General features: G+C 67.0%; 15 protein-coding genes. 2 read left to right on the top strand and 13 right to left on the bottom strand.

The window, feature by feature from the left end:
* From SOM28_RS24805 to SOM28_RS24745, 13 genes are all read right to left on the bottom strand, one after another.
* Positions 1–2,112, bottom strand: coding sequence for a xanthine dehydrogenase family protein molybdopterin-binding subunit (locus SOM28_RS24805; protein WP_123067552.1), 2,112 nt, complete (start codon positions 2,110–2,112; stop codon positions 1–3).
* A complete protein-coding gene (locus SOM28_RS24800) occupies positions 2,109–3,098 on the bottom strand; it encodes an FAD binding domain-containing protein (RefSeq protein ID WP_123067553.1) in 990 nt (329 codons plus the stop codon). Before SOM28_RS24800 ends, SOM28_RS24805 begins: the two co-directional genes overlap by 4 nt.
* Positions 3,095–3,610: a 2Fe-2S iron-sulfur cluster-binding protein gene (locus tag SOM28_RS24795; protein WP_320469771.1), complete on the bottom strand. Its 516-nt coding sequence runs from the start codon at positions 3,608–3,610 to the stop codon at positions 3,095–3,097. Before SOM28_RS24795 ends, SOM28_RS24800 begins: the two co-directional genes overlap by 4 nt.
* 149 nt (positions 3,611–3,759) lie before the next feature.
* Positions 3,760–5,307, bottom strand: coding sequence for a hypothetical protein (locus SOM28_RS24790; protein WP_320469770.1), 1,548 nt, complete (start codon positions 5,305–5,307; stop codon positions 3,760–3,762).
* Positions 5,304–7,397: a hypothetical protein gene (locus SOM28_RS24785; RefSeq protein WP_123071491.1), complete on the bottom strand. Its 2,094-nt coding sequence runs from the start codon at positions 7,395–7,397 to the stop codon at positions 5,304–5,306. The genes SOM28_RS24790 and SOM28_RS24785 overlap by 4 nt, the downstream gene beginning before the upstream one ends.
* On the bottom strand, positions 7,381–8,364 hold the full coding sequence (locus tag SOM28_RS24780) for a BatA domain-containing protein (RefSeq protein ID WP_320469769.1): 984 nt from the start codon (positions 8,362–8,364) through the stop codon (positions 7,381–7,383). Before SOM28_RS24780 ends, SOM28_RS24785 begins: the two co-directional genes overlap by 17 nt.
* 3 nt (positions 8,365–8,367) lie before the next feature.
* Complete coding sequence (locus SOM28_RS24775) at positions 8,368–9,252, bottom strand: DUF58 domain-containing protein (protein WP_320469768.1); 885 nt, start codon at positions 9,250–9,252, stop codon at positions 8,368–8,370.
* Between the two features lie 14 nt (positions 9,253–9,266).
* The gene (locus SOM28_RS24770) at positions 9,267–10,271 is read right to left on the bottom strand and encodes an AAA family ATPase (RefSeq protein WP_320469767.1); all 1,005 of its coding nucleotides are present in this window, start codon (positions 10,269–10,271) and stop codon (positions 9,267–9,269) included.
* Positions 10,272–10,274: 3 nt separating this feature from the next.
* Complete coding sequence (locus SOM28_RS24765; RefSeq protein WP_109345447.1) at positions 10,275–10,898, bottom strand: DUF4159 domain-containing protein; 624 nt, start codon at positions 10,896–10,898, stop codon at positions 10,275–10,277.
* A gap of 19 nt (positions 10,899–10,917) precedes the next feature.
* A complete protein-coding gene (locus SOM28_RS24760) occupies positions 10,918–12,255 on the bottom strand; it encodes a TldD/PmbA family protein (RefSeq protein ID WP_147936238.1) in 1,338 nt (445 codons plus the stop codon).
* A 10-nt stretch (positions 12,256–12,265) separates the two neighbouring features.
* Complete coding sequence (locus SOM28_RS24755) at positions 12,266–13,903, bottom strand: TldD/PmbA family protein (protein ID WP_320469766.1); 1,638 nt, start codon at positions 13,901–13,903, stop codon at positions 12,266–12,268.
* A 148-nt stretch (positions 13,904–14,051) separates the two neighbouring features.
* Entirely contained in the window at positions 14,052–15,386 is a 1,335-nt protein-coding gene (locus tag SOM28_RS24750; RefSeq protein WP_320469765.1) for a TldD/PmbA family protein, read from the bottom strand.
* Between the two features lie 13 nt (positions 15,387–15,399).
* Entirely contained in the window at positions 15,400–17,034 is a 1,635-nt protein-coding gene (locus SOM28_RS24745; RefSeq protein WP_320469764.1) for a TldD/PmbA family protein, read from the bottom strand.
* A 331-nt stretch (positions 17,035–17,365) separates the two neighbouring features.
* Here SOM28_RS24745 and SOM28_RS24740 point away from each other — a divergent pair, with 331 nt between their 5' ends.
* Together SOM28_RS24740 and SOM28_RS24735 are read left to right on the top strand one after the other, a co-directional pair.
* A complete protein-coding gene (locus SOM28_RS24740; protein ID WP_123071596.1) occupies positions 17,366–18,151 on the top strand; it encodes a class I SAM-dependent methyltransferase in 786 nt (261 codons plus the stop codon).
* 120 nt (positions 18,152–18,271) lie between these two features.
* Positions 18,272–19,879: a S1C family serine protease gene (locus SOM28_RS24735; RefSeq protein ID WP_320469763.1), complete on the top strand. Its 1,608-nt coding sequence runs from the start codon at positions 18,272–18,274 to the stop codon at positions 19,877–19,879.
* The last annotated feature ends 14 nt before the right edge of the window (positions 19,880–19,893 follow it).

The following is a 19,893-nucleotide window of genomic DNA, read 5'->3' as shown; positions in this document are numbered from 1 at the left end:
TCAACACCTTCCCGGCGACTCGGCGGCCAGCAGCAACCTGGCGGGCGTGATGGGGAACTCGCGCACCCGGATGCCGGTGGCGTGATAGATGGCGTTGGTCACGGCGGCGCCGCTGCCGCAGGCGCCCAGTTCGCCGACGCCCTTGATACCCATCTCGTTGGCGCCTTCGTCGACGTCGTCGAGCAGGTGCACCTCGATCGGCGGCACGTCGGCATGAGTCGGCACCAGGTACTCGCCCAGGTCGCCATTGACCATGTGGCCGAAACGCGGGTCGATGTGGCCGGCTTCGGACAAGGCCGACCCGATGCCCCACATCATGCCGCCCTGGAGCTGCGAACGCGCGGTCCTGGCATTGAGGATGCGTCCTGCCGCGAACACGCCCAGCATCCGGCGCACCCGCACCTCGAAAGTGTCCATGTCCACTGCCACCTCGGCGAAGTGGGCGCCATAGGCATGCTGCGAGAAGCGCTCGTAGCGCGGGTCGTCCGCCTGGCCGACGATACTGCCCTCTGCCTCCAGCCCGGGCGCCAGCACGCCGCCCGCGCGCGCCTTGTCCTTGAGGGCCTCGCAGGCGCGCCGCACGGCCAGGCAAGTATTGGCCGCGCCCCACGAACCGCCCGAGCCGCCGCCGGCGGGCAGGTCGGTGCGCGCCAGCTGGACCTCGACCGCTTCGAGCGGCACGCCCAGCGTGGCGGCGGCCATCTGGGCCACGATGGTATAGGTCCCGGTGCCGATGTCTGTCATGTCGGAGAGGACCTGGATGTGTCCATCGCCGGCCACCCGTACGATGGCGCGCGCATCGCTCTGGAAATGGCTGCGGATTGCCGACGCCATTCCCCAACCGACCAGCAGGCGCCCCTCGCGCGCTGCGCCGGGAGCCTGCGGACGGCGCGCCCACCCGAACAATTCGGCCCCGCTGCGCAGGCAGTCCGCCAGCCTGCGGGACGACAGCGGCAGGCCGCGCTCGGGATCGATGGCCACGTCGTTCAGCAGGCGTAGCTGCACCGGGTCGATTCCCAGTTCATATGCCAGCTCGTCCATCGCCGTCTCCACCGCCAGCAGGCCGGGCAGTTCACCCGGCGCGCGCACGGCCTCCGCCAGCGGGCGGTCGAGCGGCACCACACGATGCCGCGTGAGGCGGTGCGCCCCCGCATACAGCGAGCGGGTGACGGTGGCGGTCTGCTCGACGAACTCCTCGTCGCGGCTTCCCTGCATCCATACCTCGTGCGCGATGCCGGTCAGGCGTCCGCCCGGCGTGGCCGCCAGGCGCACCCGCTGGCGTGTCTCCGGCCGCCCGCCGACGAGGGACGTCATCTGGCGTCGCGCGAGCGATACCCGCACCGGCCGGTCCAGGATGCGCGCGGCCAGCGCTGCGCAAATGGTCTCGACATGCATGTTCAGTTTCGATCCGAAGCCGCCGCCCACGAAGGCGGCGTCGAGATGGACCGCTTCCTCCGGCACGCACAAGGTAGCCGCAACCGCGGCGCGCGCGTTGCGGATGCTTTGCAGGCTGCTCCAGAGGTGCAGCTGGTCTCCTTGCCAGCGCGCCTGGCAGGCATGCGGCTCGAGAGCGTGCGCGGCCTGGTGCGACGTGCGGTAGGCGCGGTCGAGGCGCACCGGGGCGCCGGCGAAGTCATGCTCGAAGTCGCCCACGGCGGTGTCGGTCGCGAAGCCGGCATTGGCGGTTTCGGGCGCGTAGCCCTCCTGGTCTTTTAGCACGAACTCGCCTTCTTCCGGCTCATACTCGACGACCAGCAGCGCCGCCGCCGCCTGGGCGCGCTGCAGCGTGTCGGCCACCACCAGCGCCACCGCCTGGCCGGCATGGCGGATGCGATCGTCGGTAAACACCGGCCGCGCGCGCGAGAACTGGGCGGGCGTCGAGGTGTCGAGCCGGCCCTGGGGCGGAGCGTTCAAGTGGGTCAGCACCAGGGCCACGCCCGGCGCCGCCTCGGCCTCGGCCGGATCGATGCGCCGGATCCGTCCCAGGCCGATCGCGGCGCCGACGATGACGCCGGACAGGGGCGGTTCGGTTTCCCGGCGATCCAGTGCGTAGCGGGCCGTGCCGCTGACCTTGAACGGGCCGTCGATGCGTTCGATGGGCGAGCCGATCATGTGCGTGCTCCTTGCGACTGGATATCCTGAACGTGCGCCATGGTGGCCGCCAGCGTGCGGCGCACCAGCGCGAGCTTGTAGGCATTGTGCGCCGTGGGACGCGCCCCGGCCAGCACGCTGTCGGCGATGTCCGCCGCCGATGCGCCTTCCGGCATGCGCTCGGACTCCTCGCGGCGCCAGGGCGCCGGCGCCAGGCCGCCGAACGCCATCCGGCCGATGCTTACTCTACCATTCTTCAAGTGGGCGACGAGCGCGACCGACACGGTCGCGAAGGCGTACGAGGCGCGGTCGCGCACCTTGCGGTAAACGTGCACGCCGCCGAGCGGCGGCGGCAGGGTCACGGCCGTGATCAGCTCATCCCGGCGCAGGCTGGTTTCCAGGTGCGGCGTCGTCCCCGGCGGCAGGTACAGCGCGGCGATGGGGATGACGCGGGTGGCGCCGTCCGCGTCGACGGTTTCCACGGCGGCATCGAGCGCGCGCATGGCCACCGCCATGTCCGACGGATGGGTGGCGATGCAATGCTCGCTGGCGCCCAGGATCGCCAGGTTGTGGGTGTGGCCGCCCAGCGCGGCGCAGCCGCTGCCCGGCGTGCGCTTGTTGCAGGCCATCGCCCGGTCATAAAAATAGGGGCAGCGCGTGCGCTGCAGCAGGTTGCCGGCGGTGCTGGCCTTGTTGCGCAGCTGGCCGGACGCGCCGGCGGCGATGGCGCGGCTGAGCAGCGCATAGTCGCGCCGCACGCCCTCGTGCGCGGCCAGGTCGGCGTTGCGCACCATGGCGCCGATGCGCAATCCCCCCTCCGGCGTCGTCTCGATCCGGTCGAGTCCGAGGCGGTTGACGTCCACCAGATGGGCCGGCGTCTCGACGTGCAGCTTCATCAGGTCCAGCAGATTGGTGCCGCCCGCGATGAAGCGGGCGCCCGGATTCGCGCGCACGGCGGCCACCGCTTCCTGAACGGAGGCGGGGCGCTGGTAAGTAAACGCCTTCATGGTCGCCCCTCCCCGACTTCGCGCAGCGCTGCGATGATGTTCGGATACGCTCCGCAGCGGCACAGGTTGCCGCTCATGCGCTCGCGCAGTTCGTCGTCGCCGGCATCGATCGCCAGCAGGTCGCGCGTGGCGTGGCTCGGAACCTGCCGGCGGATCTCGTCCAGCACCCCGATCGACGAGCATATCTGGCCCGGCGTGCAGAAGCCGCACTGGAAGCCGTCGTGGCGGATGAACGCGGCCTGCATCGGATGCAGCTCGCCGGGCGTGCCGATGCCTTCGATCGTCGTGATCGCGTCGCCGTCGTGCATCACCGCGAGCGAAAGACAGCTGTTGATGCGGCGGCCATTGACCAGGACCGTGCAGGCGCCGCACTGGCCATGGTCGCAGCCTTTCTTGGTGCCGGTCAGGCCCAGGTCGTCGCGCAGGGCGTCCAGCAGGGTGACCGCCGGCTCGAGGACCAGCGTCGTTTCCTTACCGTTGACGACCAGGCGGGTTGCATGGGAGTCGCTCATCTCACCTCCGAGTTGTCAGGATTGAACTCTGCAGATGGTAGATGTGGCGGGATCGGGCACAAATGCCCGTTCTTCTGGAGTTCTTGCCTAATCTTCTAGTACGAGACAAGTCGACATCGGCGCCACCCGCGGTGGCGCCAGGGGCGGCGTCAGCGGCGCTCGCGCCACCACAACGCCAGCATCGCCGCGGCGAAGGCCAGGGCGAACGGCCAGGCCGGCATCGGGCGTGTCGGTCCCTCCTCGGCGGCAAGCGGCGTGCGGGCGGCATAGCGCGCCGTGGCGTCGCGCCGTTGCATGGCTTGCCATTGCGGCCAGTCGTTGGCCGCATACACGTAGACGGCATGCGCGCCCGCCTTGCGGTCCGCGATCTGTAGCCAGCCGGACTTCTGCGGCCATAGCGCGACGCAGGAAGCATCGATGCGATCGGCGCGGGCTTGCCAGCGCAAGGCCTGCTTCAGTTGGGGGAAAGTGACCTCGCCATCGACGCCGCGGGCGCAGACTTCCAGGCGCTGTCCGGGCAGCGGCATCTCGGCGGCAGCCAGCCATTCGGTCTCCTGGCGGCGCTCGACGCCGACGCGGTCGAGCACACCCTGCCACCACAGCGCCAGCTTGCGCGGTTCGGCAATCGCGTGGCGGTGCCATTCGCTCACGCCCAGCCAGGCGATGCGGCCCTTCTTCCAGTCGCGGGTCCAGACCATGTCGCTTGACCCGGTCCAGGGGCCGGCGTCGCGCGCCGTCGGCAGCATTGGCGCCAGCGGCATCTCCAGCGGCGCATCGAGCATGCCGCCCAGCGGCTGCACGCGCAGCGGCAATTGCAGGGTGCGCGACCAGACGCCCGGATCGTTCGCGTTCCCGCCCAGCACCAGCAACGGCATGCCGTCGGCCACGCGCCCCAGCAAGGACGTGCGTTCGCCGGCGCCCATGCGCTCGAAGCGGGCGGCATCGATCACCATCAGGTTCGGCGCCGTCATCTCTTCGCGCGGCGCCTCGGTACGGGTGACGTCGCGGCCCAGCGTGACCTGCCAGTCGAGCAGCGCGCCGCTGCCGGCCATCAAATCGTTCAGCACACGCAGGTCGAACGACGGCGCGCCGAAGCGGCCGACGACTTGCAACTGGACCGGCTCATGCGCGGTGAACGGCACCGGGCCTTCGGCGATGACCTTATCCTTCGCATCCAGCAGGCGCGCCCTGAGGACGACGCGCTCGGCCACCGGCGGCATCCATTCGACGGTCAGATTGCCGGCGCCGCGCGCCTGCGCGATCGGCTGGCCGTTCTCGGCCAGCAGTTCCAGACGGGCTTCGGTCTTGTCTTCGCGCTCGACGGTCAGGGTGAACAGCCGGCCCAGCGCCAGCTGGCTCGGGAAGTCGAGGCGCAGCGCGCCGCCCTTCGGCGCGTTCCAGACGAGCGGCAGGGCCGGCAGATCGTTCCATGCGGCGGCGCGCAAGCCATCGCCTTCGAGGCGCAGGGCATTCACCCCTTCCAGCGATCGCGGTGGCGCGGCCGGGTCGATGGCGAGCGTGCGGCCGGCCTCGCCGGGCACGCGCAGGTCGCTTGCGAACAGGCCCAGGGCGATTGCCGCGACGACGATCAAGAGCGCGTCCAGCCACTGGCGGCGGCGCAGGTAGAGCGCGGCGCTGACGATGCCGGCCAGGGCAATGAGGCCGATGATGGGGTCAATGAGCAGGGTCTGGTTCATGGCGCGCCCGCCTCGCGCCAGTGACGCGCGAACGGGGTCTCGACCTTGCTGCTGGCCTGCAGCAGCACCTGGCCTTCGCCGGCGCCGGTACGCAGCCAGGCGCGCAGCACCGGACGGCAGGCGATGCAACCGTCGGCCACGTCCTGGATCGCGCGCTGGGCGGCCAGGCGCTGTTCGTCGTCCTTCAGGCGCGTACGCACCCAGTCGTTGGCGGTGCGCATCCACAGCGACGGCAATCCGGCTTCGCCGGACAGGGAGACCACCAATGCGCGCAACTCTTCCGGCAGCGGCGAATCCTCCCCGGCCTGTTCACGGCGGTAGCTGGCGGCGCCCACCATCTCGCCGGTCATGCGTTTTTCTTCCTTGATCGGCGGCGGCGTGAAGGCGGTCTTGTGCAGGTAGATGCGCTCGGCCTGCTGCAACTCCTTGATCGCTTCCAGGGCCTTGTGCTCGGGCGGCAAGGCGGTCTTCGGTACGATGGCGCGCAGCGACTTCTCGGCATCCCACATCGCCACCAGCGCGCGCCGCAGCACCTTCTTGGTGCCCTCGTCGTACATTGTCGCGTTCTCGGCCTCGTCGTGGGCGTGGCCGTAGGTTTCGAGAATGTGCTGGGTTTCGTTGCGGATCGCGCTCTTGCGGGTATTGGCGCTGCCGTGGTCGTGGCCGTGGCCATCCTCATCCGGATGCTCGCCCGGGCCATGGTCATGGCCTTCGTGATCGTCATGGTCGTCCGCTTTCTGCGCGCCGGCCATGCCGGAACCGGCATTGTCGGCGAACAGCGACGATTCCTCGCCCAGGAACTGACCGTAGCGGCGGCGCAGCTGCGCCTGGTCGTTGGCGATGCGTTCGCTGCGGTCGCGCACGTCATCGGCTGCCATCTTCGTGCCGCGCATATCGGCGATGAGCTGTTCGGTATCGATGATGATCTGGCGCTGGCTGCGCAGCGAAGCCGGCTTGACCAGCGACGGCATCGCCGCGCTCTCTTCTTCCGCCTCCTGTTCCGGCGCCGGCCGGCGCACCGTGTAGGTGGGCGACTGCACGGTCTGGGGGCGGCCGGCGTTGTCGGTCGCGCGCACGAAGAAATACAGCTCGTCGCCCGGTTCCATTTCCAGCTCGGCGAGTGTCCACTGCTTCGACCAGTCGCGCCGCTTCGGATCGCTGGATGCCGGCAGCGGCATTTCGCGGTCGGTGAACTTGACGTTCTCGCCGCTGCCGCGCGCCAGCGTCATGTGCAGGGTGGCGCGCCGGATCGCGTAGTCGTCGTGGATCTGGATCGCCATCGCGGTGCCGGTCGCGTTCTCGCGCAGGTCCTGGATCATCTGGGTCGGCGCAGCGATCGTGATCTCGGGCGGCTGGTCGGGGATCACACGCAGGGTGTGACGATTTCCGCGCCAGCGCCAGACCACCGACTCGGTGGCGGTCCAGCGCGCGCACTCCTGGCCCGGTTCCAGAACCTGGCCATTGCCCAGCTCAATCTTGTTGTTTCCCGCCGTACCGTCCTTCAGGCACCAGCTGACGACGGTCTGTTCCGGCGTCTGCAGGTCGCCCGGGCCGGATTCGGATGGTTTGACGCCGGTATAGTCCGGCGGCGCCAGCTTGATGGTGAGCTGGGCCAGCGTGGCCGCGGTCGCGCTGCCGACCGGGCTCGCCGGGGCCACGCCGCCCTCATCCGACGGCCTGGTGGTCGCGTACCACACCATCCCGGCCAGCAGGGCGCTGACCAGGATGATCGGATACCCGCTTGACACATAGCGTGCGACGATCTGGCGCAGCTGGGCCGGCGAGATGACGGCGTCCAGGCGGTCGAACAGGCGCTGCTGCTGCAGGCGGCCGATCGGGGAATCGGCCGCCTCGAGCAGGGCCGCGCTGTCTTCCATCTCGGGCACGGCGCCGTCCAGCCAGGCGGTCCACTCGAAGGTGACGCGGCGGCGCAGCTTGACCCAGTCCAGCGCGCACCAGCCGGCCCAGGCCAGCAGGCCCGGTCCCGAAGGAATCGCCAGCCATGGCAGCGCGCCCAGTATCCACAGCGGCAGGCGGCGCAGCTGGGCTGCACGCCATACGCGTTTGGTGATCTCAACGCCTCCGTGCATGCGTGAGACTCCTTTCCAGTACAAAAAGTGCGGCCAGGACGGCCAGCAGGACACTGCGCAGCGCGCCGCTCGGTTCCGGCGCATTGGCGCCATCGACCGCCGCGAACGTCTGCGGCGCCAGCGTAATGTGGCGCGGGCCTACGTGCAGCTGCTGCCAATCGTCGAGCAGCGCACGCGCGGCATCCGCGTCATGTGGGGGCCAATCGGCATGATGCCACAAACGGCCGCGCGCGCTGTCGGCGTAGCGCAGGCCGTCGACCACGCGCGCCTTGGCCAGCTCGGGGAAGGCCGACGGCTGCGTCACCCACCACAACGGCGCGCGCAGCGCGGCGGGCGGCGCTTCGGCACGGTCCCACACGATCAGCGAGGTCGCGGCGCCCGGCGCGTCATCGACGATGACGGTGTCAAGACCGCCCTGCGCAGCAAACATGCGGCGCCATTCGGCCGCACGCTCGCTGGCGATGTAGATGTGGCGCTCGGCCTTGGCGGGCGCGGCGGCCTGGGTACGCACCTCGACCGCACGGCCGAACGCCGGCTTCGCCGCCGGCATCGGCACGTCGCCCAGCACCAGCAGGCACGCGTCCGATCGCCACTCACGCTCGTGCGTATGCACCCAGCCCAAAGCCTGTGCGGCGGGCAGCGTGACGCGCTCGGCGTTCGCCAGGCCGGCTTGCGTTGCTTCGCGCTCGACCCACGCCGGGTCGGCGCCTTGCGTCACCACGACCGTATCGCCGCGCCACGGATAGACCGGGTCGGCCAGCCAGGCGATCAGGACGGCCAGCAGCAGACAACGAAGCAACAGCAACAGAGGATCGCTCCAACGCCAGACGCGGGTCTGGCGCGGCTCGGTGCGCGGCAGGAAGCGCGCGGTCGCCATCGGCGCCGCCTGGTTCTGCACGCGCTTCTTGCGGTGCCACCAGATCGGCAAAAGGAGGACAGGCAGCGCGAGCCACCAGAGTGCATTCATGAGTTACCTTCCGGGACGCCGCAACCAGCGCCGCAACACCTCGATCGGCGACTGCTCGATCGCGGCCAGCGTCAGCGGCATATCGCTCTTGCGGCACTGCGCCGTGACGGCGCCGAAGTGGACTTCGCGGTTGCGGCGGTAGCCTTCCTTCAGGTCTGCGCCGAAGCGGAACACGCCCTCTTGACGCTCCGGGTCGCGGTAGGCCAGCTCGCTGGAAAAGCTGGCGTCGACCTCGGCCTGGGTCTGCAGGCCCAGCACGCGCACGTCGTGGCGCATCTGGCGCAGGCGCGTCAGGGCCACCGACAGCGGCGACGGCCAGTCGAGCAGGTCGCTGGCAGCATAGATCGCGCTCGGCGATTGGGCGAAGTGCAGGCTCGCTTTCAGGGTCTCGGTATCCGGCAGCTCGCCATCCGGCTCGGCGCGCTGGAGCTGGGACAGCACGCGCTGCAGGTGGCGCGGTCCGCGCAGGGCCGGCGTGAACGCCGCCTTGCCGCCGCCGAGCACCACCAGGCCGAAGGCATCGCCCTGGCGCTGCGCGATCGCGGCGACGCAGCCGAGCAGCATGCGTGCGTAGGCCAGCTTGTCGAGGCCGGGGGCGCTGCGGCTTGGTTCGGCCATCGAAGCGCTGGCATCGAGCACCAGCCAGACCGCGACATGGCTGTCGCGCTCGGCCTCGCGCACGAAATAACGGTCGGCGCGCCCCGCCAGTTTCCAGTCGACGCGGCGCCACTCGTCGCCGGGCACATAGGCGCGGTATTCCGAGAACTCGACACCCGCCCCGCGTTCGCGGCCGGCGTGGATGCCGTGACCCAGGCCTGCCAGCACGTGGCGAATGACGAGGTCGAGCTTCCTTGTATGCGCGATCAGCGCGGTGTTCGCAAGCGACATGGTACGAACGCCGCTTACGGCACCTTGATGTCGTTGCGCAGGGCCTGCAGCACGTCGGCGATGGCGATGCCGTCGGCCTCGGCCTCGAAGTTGCGCAGCACGCGGTGCGCCAGCACCGGCAGCAACATGGCGCCGATGTCGTCGCGGGTCACCGCCAGGCGGCCCTGCATCAGGGCGCGCGCCTTGGAGGCCAGCACCAGCGCCTGGCCGGCGCGCGGGCCGGCGCCCCAGCCGATGTGTTTTTTCACCGCCTCGACCGTGGTCTCGCTCGGACGGGTGGCGCGCACCAGGCGCGTCGCATAGCGCACCAGGTGGTCGCCGATCTCGATATCGCGCACCAGCTGCTGCAGGCGCAGCAGGGTCTCGACGTCCATCACCGGCTCGGCGTCCGAGAGGCCCGCGTGGGTGGTGCGCGAGACCATCAGCACTTCTTCGTCCTCGGTCGGATAGACCACGTCGATGCGCAGCAAAAAGCGGTCGAGCTGGGCCTCGGGCAGCGGATAGGTGCCGGCCTGCTCGATCGGGTTCTGCGTCGCCAGCACGAAGAAGGGACGCGGCAGTGTATGGGTCTGGCCGGCGAAGGTCACCGAGCGTTCCTGCATCGCTTCCAGCAGCGCCGACTGGGTCTTGGGCGGGGCGCGGTTGATCTCGTCGGCCAGCAGCACCTGGGTGAATACCGGGCCGGGCTGGAAGCGGAACACGCGCTGGCGGGTGTTCGCGTCTTCTTCCAGGATCTCGGTGCCGACGATATCCGACGGCATCAGGTCGGGCGTGAACTGCACCCGGCGGAACTGCATGTCGGTGGCTTGCGACAGCGACTTGACGAGCAGGGTCTTGCCCAGCCCCGGCACGCCTTCGACCAGCGCGTGGCCGCCTGCCAGCAGGCAGGTCACGAGCAGGTCGACCACCTCTTCCTGGCCGATGATCACACGCGCCATGCTGGCTTTCAGCGCACCCACTTTCGCCGTCAGGGCGGCGATATCCTGTTCATTCCACGCTACTGCATCTTGTTGCGACACTGGTCATGCTCCCAACGCATATTGAATGATGTTCACCGCGAAGCGGGTGTTGTCGACCGCGAGAAAACGCTTGTTGCGGAAGTCGTAATCCCACTCGCAGCCATAGTCCTTGTTCGAGTACAGCACGCGCACACGCCCGCCGATCTCGATCGCCTTCAGGTACTCGTGCACCAGGTCGTCGCCCCAGCCGTTGAGTTCCATCGACGTCGTCGGCGGCCCGTCCTCAAACTTGAAGAAGCACGAGTACAGCGGATGGTTGTTCGGGATCTTCTTGAGCGCCTGCGCGCCGAAGATCTTCGCCATCTCGGCCTCGAACGACTTGGCGAACAGGCCGTCGATGTCGTGGTTGCAGTCGTCCACGAAGACGAAGCCGCCGCCGCGCACGTACTTCTCGAAATTGCTCCGTTCGGCCGGGGTGAACTGCACCAGCTTGTGGCCGGCCAGGTAGCAGAACGGCGCCTGCAGCATCTTCGGATCCGACAGGGCCACCATGCGCTCGGTCGTATCCACCCGCAACGTGGTGTACTCCACCAGGGAGTTCAGCACGTTGCTGGGCATGCGGATATCTACGTCCCAGTTGCCCGATTCATACATCAGGCGCGTGAAGTAGAAGTCGTAACTTGCCATGTAAATAAACGCTCGGTCGTCAGACCGCGTCGGACAGCGAGGTGAAATTAAAGTCGCGCACCTTCATCGGCGGCAGCACCATCTGGAACGGCACTTCGTCGCCGCCGATGATCTGAGGCTTGCCCAGTTCGTCGATATTGTTCAGGATCGTGACCGGGCTCTCGTTGAAGCGGAAGTTCTTGAGCGGGTACTTGATCTTGCCGTTCTCGACATAGAAGGTGCCGTCGCGGGTCAGGCCCGTGAGCAGCAGCGACTGTGGATCGACCATGCGGATATACCAGGTGCGAGTGACCACGATGCCTTTCTTGGTGCCCGCGATCAGCTCTTCCAGCGACTTGGTGCCGCCTTCCATGATCATATTGCCGTGGCCCGCGGTGGCGCGCTTGCCCATCTTCTGGGCCCAGTAGCGCGAGTAGTCGAGCGAGGCGATGCGGCCATCCTTGATCAACTGGGTGCGCTCGCGCGCCAGCAGCGATTCCTCATCCCATGGCGAGACCGGCACGTCCTTGTCCCACGGATCGGCCCAGACATTCACCTGGCTGTCGAACAGCTTGTCGCCCAGGCGGTTCTTGCCGCCGGCCTTGGACAGGAAGCTGCGGCCTTCATCGGCCGAGCGCGCATCGAAAGCACTGAACATATTGCCGAGGATTTCCGAGGTCGCCGCCGGTTCCAGGATCACGGTATAGCGGCCCGGCTCCAGGGCACGCGCCTCGACCGAACGCAGCGCCTTCTCGATGGCGACTTCCGACGCTTCACGCGCATCGAAACGCGCCGCATCGACCGCCGAGCGGGTCACCCAGCCCGAACCCCGGCCGTCTTCGGTGCGCGCGGTGAGGCTGAATGACAGGTCGGTGAAGTCCTGGTGGCCGAACACGCCGTTCGAGTTGGCGATGGTCGTAAAGCTCGTGCGGTCGGTGAAGAAGCCCGCGGTGACGAGCTTGTTCTTGCGCGCCAGTTCGATGGCGGTCGCCGCGACATCGGCCCGGAAGTCCGGATCGATAGCCGCGGTCTTGGTGACGAAGGTATTGGTGGCGCGGTATTCCTGCTTGGCGATAGCCGGCATGAATTCCGGATTTTCCGGCGCCAGCTTGGCCAGCTCTTCGGCGCGGCGTACCGCCCGTTCGAGCGACTTGTCATCGAATTCGTTGATTACGGCAGTGCCGCTGCGCTTGCCGAAGGCCACGCGCACGACCAGCTGCATGTCTTCGGTCAGGCCGGCGGTCGACACGCTATTGCGCGCGAAGCGCACATTGCCGACCCGGCTGCCGCCGATCTGCACCGTGCACTCGTCGGCTTTCGACAGCGACAGCACGCGATCGGTAATTTTCTTTGCTTGTTCCTGGTTCAGGGTTTTCATCCTGGTCTCCTTATCCGATCTTGCGTGCGGTATTGATGACGTTGATGCCGTTGAAGCGCGTGGTGCTCGATCCATGCGACACCGCGCTCACCTGGCTCGGCTGGCCCTTGCCGTCGAAGAAGGAGCCGCCCATGCGCCAGTCGCGCTCGTCGCAGATGGCCGAGCAGGCGTTCCAGAATTCCTGGGTGTTCGCCTGGTAGGCCACGTCTTCCAGTGGACCGGTGATCTTGCCGTTCTTGATCTCGTAGTACAGCGTACCGCCGAACTGGAAGTTGTAGCGCTGCTGGTCGATCGAGTACGAGCCGCGGCCCAGGATGTAGATGCCCTTCTTGACGTCCTTGACCATCTCGTCCGGGGTCAGGCGCGCTTTGCCCGGCTCCAGCGACACGTTCGGCATGCGCTGGAACTGCACCGTGCTCCAGCTGTCGGCATACGAGCAGCCGTGCGATTCCTTCTCGCCGATGATGTGGGCCTGGTCGCGCGTGGCCTGGTAGTTGACCAGGATGCCGTCGCGGATGATGTCCCACTGCTTGGCCGGCACGCCCTCGTCGTCGTAGCCGATCAGGCCCAGCGAGCCCGGCGTGGTGCGGTCCGCCACGAAGTTGACGCGCTCGGCGCCATACTTGAATTTCTTGCTCTGCCACTTGTCGAGACCCACGAAGCTGGTGCCGGCGTAATTGGCTTCGTAGCCAAGCACGCGGTCGAGTTCAGTCGGGTGGCCGACGTTCTCGTGGATCGTCAGGAACAGGTGTTCGGGAGAGAGCACCAGGTCGTACTTGCCCGGCTCGACCGACTTGGCGCTGAGCTTCTCGCGCGCCTGCTTGCCGGCCAGGCGCGCATCCTCGACGATGTCGTAGGACTTGGTGTACAGCGTGGTGACGCCGCCGGCGGCGCGCACCTTGTCTTCGGCGCGGGCGTCGAAATATTCATAGCCCATCGAGGCCGGTGCGCCCAGGCCGCCGCGCGAGCGGAACTTGCCGGTCTTCTGGTCGACCGCGGTGGCATTGATCGGGGCCCACAGGCGGTGCACGTCCTGGTCGATGTAGGAGCCGTCGGTCGATGCGAAGTATTTTTGCTGGTTGATCTGGAATAGCGAAGCGGTCATGAAGTTCGCGCCCGCATCCAGGCCGGCCTTGTTGGCGGCGATCAGCATGTCGGCCTTTTCCTTGACCGGCAGGGTGCGCCAATCCTTCTTGATCGGCGTGGCCCAGGCCACCTCGCCCACGCCCTTCACCGGCGCCAGGCGTACTGGTTCGATCTGCAGCTTGGCGTTGGCCTTGGCGATCGCCACCGCCTGGCGCGCGGCCTGGGCGATGCCGTCCGCGGTCATGCTGTTGGTCGAGGCAAAACCGTAGGCGCCGTCGGCGATCACGCGGATGCCGACACCGCTCGACTCGGTGTTGTTGATGCTTTCGACGTTCAGGTCGCGCGTGATGATGAACTGGTTCAGGTAGCGGCCGATGCGCACATCGCAATAGGATGCGCCGGCTTGCGTGGCCGCGCCCATCGCGGTATCGGCCAGGACCTTCTTGGCGCTTGCCGCCATCGGTTTGAGCAGGTCTTCGGCCGCGATCGCGTTGCCGAAGACCGGAATGAGCATGGCGCCGGCAGTGCCGGCGCCGATCTGCAGGAATTTACGACGTTCCATATGTGTTATCCGTTTGCGTTCACACTAATGTTAGCGTGTACCCGTCGTTCCCGCGCAGGCGGGGATCCAAGTTCTCAGCGTAGTGGCAAGCGCATGCAAACTTGGGTTCCCGCCTGCGCGGGAACGACGGTGCTGGGGCCGCGGGTGATTACACCGCGTCCGACAGCGACGTGAAGTTGAAGTCGCGGATCTTCATCGACGGGATCAGCATCGAGTAACGCGCCTCGTCGGCGCCGATGACTACCGGCCTGCCGATTTCCTCGATATTGTTCAGCATCGAGACCGGGCTCTCGTTGAAACGGAAGTTCTTGATCGGATGCTTGATCTTGCCGTTCTCGACGTAGAAGGTGCCGTCGCGCGTCAGGCCGGTCAGCAGCACCGACTGCGGGTCCACCATGCGGATGTACCAGGTGCGGGTGACCAGCACGCCCTTCTTGGTGTTGGCGATCAGCTCTTCGGTGGTCTTGTTGGTGCCGGCCATGATGATGTTGCCGGCCGCGCCCACCGCGCGCTGCTTCTTCTGCTGCGCCCAGAAGCGCGAGTAGTCGAGGGCATTGATCTTGCCGTCCTTGACCAGTTCGACGCGTTCGCGCGGCAGCATATTGTCGTCCCACGGCAGCACGGCGACATCCTTGTCCCACGGGTCGGACCAGATATTGACCTGGCTGTCGAACAGCTTGTCGCCCAGGCGGTTCTTGCCGCCGGCCTTCGACAGGAAGCTGCGGCCCTCGTCGGCGCGGCGCGCGTCGAAGCCGCCCAGCATGAAGGACAGCAGGTCCGAGGTCGCGGCCGGCTCCATGATCACGGTATAGCGGCCCGGCTCCAGCGCCTTGGCGTCGACCGAGCGCAGTGCCTTCTCGATCGCGATCTCGGCCGCTTCGCGCGGGTCGAACTTGGTAACGTCGCGCGCCGAACGCTTGACCCAGCCCGAACCGCGGCCGTCTTCGGTACGCACGGTCAGGGTGAAGTCGAGCGAGCTCGAATCCTGGTGGCCGAACAGGCCGTTGGAGTTGGCGATGGTCTCGAAGCTGGTGCGGTCGGTGAAGAAGCCGGCCGAGACCAGGCCGCGCTTGCGGCAACCTTCGATGGCGTAGGCGGCGGCTTGTGCGCGGTATTCCGGATCGATGTCGGCGGTCTTCTGGACGAAGGTGTCCGACTTCTTGTACTCGGTCTTGGCGATCGCCGGAATGAATTCCGGATTGTCCGGCGCCAGCTTGGCCAGGTCTTCGGCACGGCGCACCGCGCGCTCGATCGACTTGTCGTCGAACTCGTTGATGGTGGCCGTGCCCTGCTTCTTGCCGAAGGCGACCTGCACTTGCACGCGGGTGTCGTCGGCCAGGCCGGCGGTCGAGACGGCGTTACGGGCGAAGCGGATATTGCCGATGCGGCTGCCTTCGATATTGACGATGCACTCGTCGGCCTTGGACAGCGACATCACGCGGTCGCTGATCTTTTTCGTTTGTTCCTGGGTCAAGATGCTCATGTGCGTTCCTGCCTTAGCCGATCTTGCGAGCGGTGTTGATCACGTTGATGCCGTTGAAGCGCGCGGTCGACGAACCGTGCGAGACGATGCTGATCTGCGGCGGCTGTCCCTTGCCGTCGAAGAAGGAGCCGCCCATGCGCCAATCGCGCTCGTCGCAGATGGCGCTGCAGCCGCCCCAGAATTCCTGGGTGTTCGACTGGTAGGCCACGTCTTCCAGCATCTGGCCGATCTTGCCGTCCTTGATCTCGAAGAACAGCTGGCCGCCGAACTGCGAGTTGTAGCGCTGCTGGTCGATCGAGAACGAACCGTCGCCGATGATGTAGATGCCCTTCTTGATGCCCTTGACCATCTCGTCCGGGGTCAGCCTGGCCTTGCCCGGCGCCAGCGACACGTTCGGCATGCGCTGGAATTGCACCGTGTTCCAGCCATCCGCGTACGAGCAGCCGTGCGATTCCTTCTCGCCGATGATGTGGGCCTGGTCGCGCGTGGCCTGGAAGTTGACCAGGATGCCGTCCTTGATGATGTCCCAGCGCTTGGTCTTGACGCCTTCGTCGTCGAAGCCGATCGCGCCCAGCGAACCCGGGGTGGTCTTGTCGGCGTACAGGTTGACGATCGGGGCGCCGTACTTGAAGGTCTTGGACTTGAGCTTGTCGACCGTGGCGAAGCTGGTGCCGGCGTAGTTGGCCTCGTAGCCCAGCACGCGATCGAGTTCGGTCGGGTGGCCGACGTTCTCGTGGATGGTCAGCCACAGGTGTTCCGGCGACAGCATCAGGTCGTACTTGCCCGGCTGGACCGACTTGGCGGTCAGCTTGCGCTTGGCGTCGCGGCCCGCGGCGCGCGCGTCCTCGACGATGTCGTAGGTCTCGGTGTACAGGGTGGCGACGCCGCCCGCGGCCTTGATCTTGTGCTCGGGGCGGGCGTCGAAGTATTCATAGCCCTTGCCCACCGGGGAACTCAGGCCGTCGCGCGAGCGGAACTTGCCGGTGGCCTTGTCGACCGCGGTAGCCGACAGCGGCGCCCACAGGCGATGCACGTCCTGGTCGATATACGAGCCGTCGGTCGATGCGAAGTACTTCTGCTGGTTCACCTGGAACAGCATCGTGCGCATGAAGTTGGCGCCGCCTTCCATGCCCGCCTTGTTGGCGGCGATCAGCATGTCGGTCTTCTCGGCGATCGGCACCGTGCGCCAGTCCTTGGTGTACGGCGTGCTCCACGAAACCTCACCGACGCCCTTGACTGGTGCAAGCTGCACCGGTTCGGTCTGCAGCCTGGCGTTGGCTTTCGCGATCGCGACTGCCTGGCGCGCGGCGTTGGCGATGCCGTCGCTCGACATGTCCGAGGTGGCGGCGAAGCCGTAGGCGCCATTCACGATCACGCGCACGCCGACGCCGGCCGATTCGGTATTGGCGACATTCTCGACGTTCAGGTCGCGGGTGGTGATGAACTGGTTGAGGTAGCGGCCGATGCGCACGTCGGCGTAGCTGGCGCCGGCCTTGGTGGCGGCGTTCAGCGCGACGTCGGCCAGGGCCTTCTTGGCGGCGACGGGCATCGTGCTGACCAGTTCCTCGGCAGCGATCGCGCGACCGAATGGCAACAGCATCGAGGCGGCGGCCAGGCTGCTGAGATTGAGAAAGGTACGGCGTTCCATGTGTTCTCCTGAATGACCTACTTCCGGGCAGCGGTTCCGCAAAACAGCTCGGCGCCGCTCTTGTATGTACATCGCTATTGTTGTGGATTTGCCTGTGTGCCACGCGGCAAACCTCTCAACCATAGCATTGACTTAACGTTTTGAATAGGCAATCTTTGTGCCACCTCAATGCAACGTTCTCTGCCTGTGCAAGGCAGTGTCTGTACGATGAACATTCCTCGTATATGCATATACGGGGAACGCTTGACTATGGAGGTTGCCTGTTCGATCATCTTCGGGTTGACGGCGGCGAACCCGCCTGCCGTCCGACCCATCACGGAGACCTCGCACGATGAAACGACTGATCCTGGCCGCGATGCTGGCAACTGGCCTTGCCGGCGCCGCGCACGCGGACGACGCCCTCAAATCCGCCATCGCCGGCGAACACCGCGCCGCCGCCAACAAGGCCCGCGACACCTACCGCCATCCCTACGAAACCCTGACCTTCTTCGGCATCAAGCCGACCATGACGGTGATCGAGCTGTCTCCGGGCGGCGGCTGGTACACCGAGATCCTGGCGCCCTACCTGCGCGACCAGGGCAAGCTGTATGGCGCCGTGCCGGACGCCGAGAGCCGCGGCGGCAAGGCATTCCGCGACCGGATGGCCGCCAATGGTGCCGTGTACGGCAAGGTGACCCCGGTCCAGTTCGCGCCACCTGACAGCATCGCGCTGGGCGCCCCGAACAGCGTCGACATGGTGGTCACCTTCCGCAACCTGCACAACTGGCTGGGCAATGGCGACGACGCCGTGCTCACCGTCCTGAAAGAAGCGCACAAGGTCTTGAAACCGGGCGGCGTGCTGGGCGTGGTCGAGCACCGCCTGCCGGCGAAGATGACGCAGGATGCCAAGGCCTCGAGCGGCTATATGCACGAGGCGTATGTGATTCGCATGGCCGAACGCGCCGGCTTCAAGCTGGCCGCCAAGTCGGAAGTGAACGCCAATCCGAAGGACACCGCCGACCATGAAAAAGGCGTGTGGAGCCTGCCGCCGGTACTGACCAACAAGGACAAGGACCGCGAAAAGTACCTCGCCATCGGCGAGAGCGACCGCATGACGCTCAAGTTCGTCAAGCAGTAACGGGGAACCCCGGTCGCGGAGGAAGGCCACGCCTCTCTCCGCGACGATTCTTGTATTTCCTTTTGCGCCGCCTGTGGTTATTCTTCCAATTGCATCCTGCATCGTCCACCGAAGGAAACCATGAAGACTCTGCCGACATTGCGCCTGGCCGCCCTCCTCCTTGGCGTCTGCAGCGCCGCGCACGCCCAGGATACCGTGCCGCCCGAAGCCCAGGCCATGCCGGCCCCCGCTCCGGCCCCGGCGCCTGCCGTTACTCCCACCGTTGCGCCCCCTGCCGCCAAGAGCGCCGTGCCCGCGCCGGTCCTGCCTGCGGTCGAGAACTCGGTGGTGAAGATCTTCGCCACGATCCGCCGCCCCGAACCCTATAAACCCTGGACCAAGGCGGCGCCAGCCTCGGTCACCGGTTCCGGCGTCATCATCGAGGGCAAGCGCATCCTGACCAATGCCCACGTGGTCGGCTACGCAAGCCAGGTCGAGGTGCAGGCCAGCCAGTCGGGCGACAAGGTGGCGGCCAAGGTGATCGCGCTGGCGCGCGGCATCGACCTGGCCGTGCTGGAACTGGAAGACCCGTCCTTCTTCGACAAGCGTCCCCCGGTGCCGCGCGCGCCCGTGCTGCCCGACGTGCGCCAGCAGGTGTTCGCCTACGGCTATCCGGTCGGCGGCAACTCGCTGTCGACCACCACCGGCATCGTCTCGCGGGTGGAGTTCGTCAACTACGGCGCCTTCAGCTCGGGCCTGCGGATCCAGATCGACGCCCCGATCAATCCCGGCAACAGCGGCGGCCCGGTGATCTCGGGCGAGCGGATGGTCGGCCTGGCCTTCGCTGGCGCGACCAATGCGCAGAACATCGGCTATGTGATCCCCAACGAGGAAATCGAACTGTTCCTGCGCGACGTGGCCGACGGCCGCTACGATGGCAAGCCGCTGCTGCACGACAGCGTGCAGACGCTGGAAAACCCGGCGCTGCGCCAGTTCCTCAAGCTGGATAAATCGGTCGAAGGCGCGGTGGTGCACCGCCCCTACCGGGTCGACGCCAGCTGGCCGCTGAAGGAATGGGACGTGATCACCCATATCGGCGAGTACGCGGTCGACAACCAGGGCATGGTCAAGCTGGGCTCGAACCTGCGCGTGCGCTTCCAGTACCGCATCCAGCAGGTGGCGAAGAACGGCAAGGTGCCGATGACGATCATCCGCGGCGGCAAGCACATGAAGGTCGAGGTGCCGGCCACCGGTCCGCGTCCGCTATTGATCTCGGACCTGGACGGCGGCTATCCGTCCTACTTCATCTACGGCCCGATCACCTTCTCGCGCGCCACCAGCGAATTCATGAGCTTTGTCGCCGGCAGCGCGCCCGGGATGAACGCCTATGCCTTCAACGCCAGCCCCCTGGTCACGCAGCGCGGCGATTCGCCGACGCCGGAGCGCGAAGAGCTGGTGGTGATCAGCGCGCCGTTCTTCCCGCACAAGCTGGTGAGCGGCTACAACAACCGCTTCGGCTCGGTGATCGAATCGGTGAACGGCCAACCGGTGCGCAGCCTGCGCCACCTGGTGGAACTGCTGCGCGACCTGAAGGACGAGCAGGTGGTGCTGCGCTTCGACCAGCGCTACGGCGAGACCATGATCCTGCCGCGCCAGGCGACGCTGGCGGCGACCGAGTCGATCCTGTCGGATAACGGGATCAGGACGCAAGGGTCGGAAGACATGATGAAGGTGTGGGAGCGCAAATAATCCCCACCATGAAA

Source organism: Massilia sp. CFBP9026 (assembly GCF_034045165.1).
Classification (GTDB): domain Bacteria; phylum Pseudomonadota; class Gammaproteobacteria; order Burkholderiales; family Burkholderiaceae_D; genus Telluria; species Telluria arenae.
Note: the sequence above shows the minus strand (reverse complement) of the source record. Positions and strands in the feature narration are given on the sequence as shown.

Excerpts from the sequence above, each read along its gene's own strand:
- SOM28_RS24805 (WP_123067552.1), bottom strand. The coding sequence starts at position 2,112 with ATGATCGGCTCGCCCATCGAACGCATCGACGGCCCGTTCAAGGTCAGC.
- SOM28_RS24800 (WP_123067553.1), bottom strand. The coding sequence starts at position 3,098 with ATGAAGGCGTTTACTTACCAGCGCCCCGCCTCCGTTCAGGAAGCGGTG.
- SOM28_RS24795 (WP_320469771.1), bottom strand. The coding sequence starts at position 3,610 with ATGAGCGACTCCCATGCAACCCGCCTGGTCGTCAACGGTAAGGAAACG.
- SOM28_RS24790 (WP_320469770.1), bottom strand. The coding sequence starts at position 5,307 with ATGAACCAGACCCTGCTCATTGACCCCATCATCGGCCTCATTGCCCTG.
- SOM28_RS24785 (WP_123071491.1), bottom strand. The coding sequence starts at position 7,397 with ATGCACGGAGGCGTTGAGATCACCAAACGCGTATGGCGTGCAGCCCAG.
- SOM28_RS24780 (WP_320469769.1), bottom strand. The coding sequence starts at position 8,364 with ATGAATGCACTCTGGTGGCTCGCGCTGCCTGTCCTCCTTTTGCCGATC.
- SOM28_RS24775 (WP_320469768.1), bottom strand. The coding sequence starts at position 9,252 with ATGTCGCTTGCGAACACCGCGCTGATCGCGCATACAAGGAAGCTCGAC.
- SOM28_RS24765 (WP_109345447.1), bottom strand. The coding sequence starts at position 10,898 with ATGGCAAGTTACGACTTCTACTTCACGCGCCTGATGTATGAATCGGGC.
- SOM28_RS24760 (WP_147936238.1), bottom strand. The coding sequence starts at position 12,255 with ATGAAAACCCTGAACCAGGAACAAGCAAAGAAAATTACCGATCGCGTG.
- SOM28_RS24755 (WP_320469766.1), bottom strand. The coding sequence starts at position 13,903 with ATGGAACGTCGTAAATTCCTGCAGATCGGCGCCGGCACTGCCGGCGCC.
- SOM28_RS24750 (WP_320469765.1), bottom strand. The coding sequence starts at position 15,386 with ATGAGCATCTTGACCCAGGAACAAACGAAAAAGATCAGCGACCGCGTG.
- SOM28_RS24745 (WP_320469764.1), bottom strand. The coding sequence starts at position 17,034 with ATGGAACGCCGTACCTTTCTCAATCTCAGCAGCCTGGCCGCCGCCTCG.
- SOM28_RS24740 (WP_123071596.1), top strand. The coding sequence starts at position 17,366 with ATGAAACGACTGATCCTGGCCGCGATGCTGGCAACTGGCCTTGCCGGC.
- SOM28_RS24735 (WP_320469763.1), top strand. The coding sequence starts at position 18,272 with ATGAAGACTCTGCCGACATTGCGCCTGGCCGCCCTCCTCCTTGGCGTC.